The organism is Microbacterium sp. BF1 (assembly GCF_019279095.1).
In the GTDB taxonomy this organism is placed as follows: Bacteria; Actinomycetota; Actinomycetes; order Actinomycetales; family Microbacteriaceae; genus Microbacterium; species Microbacterium maritypicum.
Genome location: NZ_JAGYWT010000799.1, coordinates 1 through 681 on the forward strand (window position 1 = coordinate 1; position 681 = coordinate 681).

Genomic DNA, 681 nt, shown 5'->3' on the forward strand with positions numbered 1-681 from the left:
CCGAGACTGGCCCGCAGCAGCGCCGTGGGGGCGTCCGCGACCACCGTCCCCCGGTGCATCACCACGGTTCGGCGCGCGAACTGCTCGGCCTCCTCGAGATAGTGGGTGGCGAAGATGATCGTGCGTCCGGCATCCGCATCCGCACGCATGACGTCCCAGAAATGGCGGCGTGCCGTGACATCCATGCCCGCGGTGGGCTCGTCGAGCACCAGGATGTCGGGGTCGGAGACCATCGCGAGCGCGAACTTCACGCGCTGCTGCTCCCCACCGGAGCACTTCGACACCCGGCGGCGGGCGAGGTGCTCCAGGTCGGCTCTGGCGAGCACCTCGTCCACTCTGCCGAGAGCCTGCGATGTTCACACAACGTGAACCCGCCCCGCACACCGCGGGACGGACCACCTCACTGAAGGAGAACGAAATGGAAAAGCAGATCCTCGCCGAGATGGAAGAGTCCGAGCAGCTGGCGCACCTGTCGGCATCGCACTCGAACGCACTGGTCGAGAACCCCTTCGACTGATCGCGGATCCTTCCGTCGCGCTTTCGAGCGCACTCCCGTCCGGCCGGGCGTTCGCGCCCGCCCGGGCCCATCACCGAGAGAATCCATGACTTCCGAACCCCGCATCCTGCCGCTCCCCGGCTCCGGCGCCCATCTCGTCGTCGGTGCCGACGGTCGCCCCCGGG

1 protein-coding gene and 1 pseudogene are annotated in these 681 nt (G+C 68.6%); one reads left to right on the forward strand and one right to left on the reverse strand.

Going from position 1 to position 681, the window contains the following annotated elements; translation table 11 throughout:
- Positions 1 to 347, reverse strand: a pseudogene (locus KZA10_RS16875) (ATP-binding cassette domain-containing protein); the annotation flags it as partial.
- A 71-nt stretch (positions 348 to 418) separates the two neighbouring features.
- Here KZA10_RS16875 and amiA point away from each other — a divergent pair.
- On the forward strand, positions 419 to 517 hold the full coding sequence (amiA, locus tag KZA10_RS18430) for a streptamidine family RiPP (protein ID WP_256935021.1): 99 nt from the start codon (positions 419 to 421) through the stop codon (positions 515 to 517).
- Positions 518 to 681 lie beyond the last annotated feature (164 nt).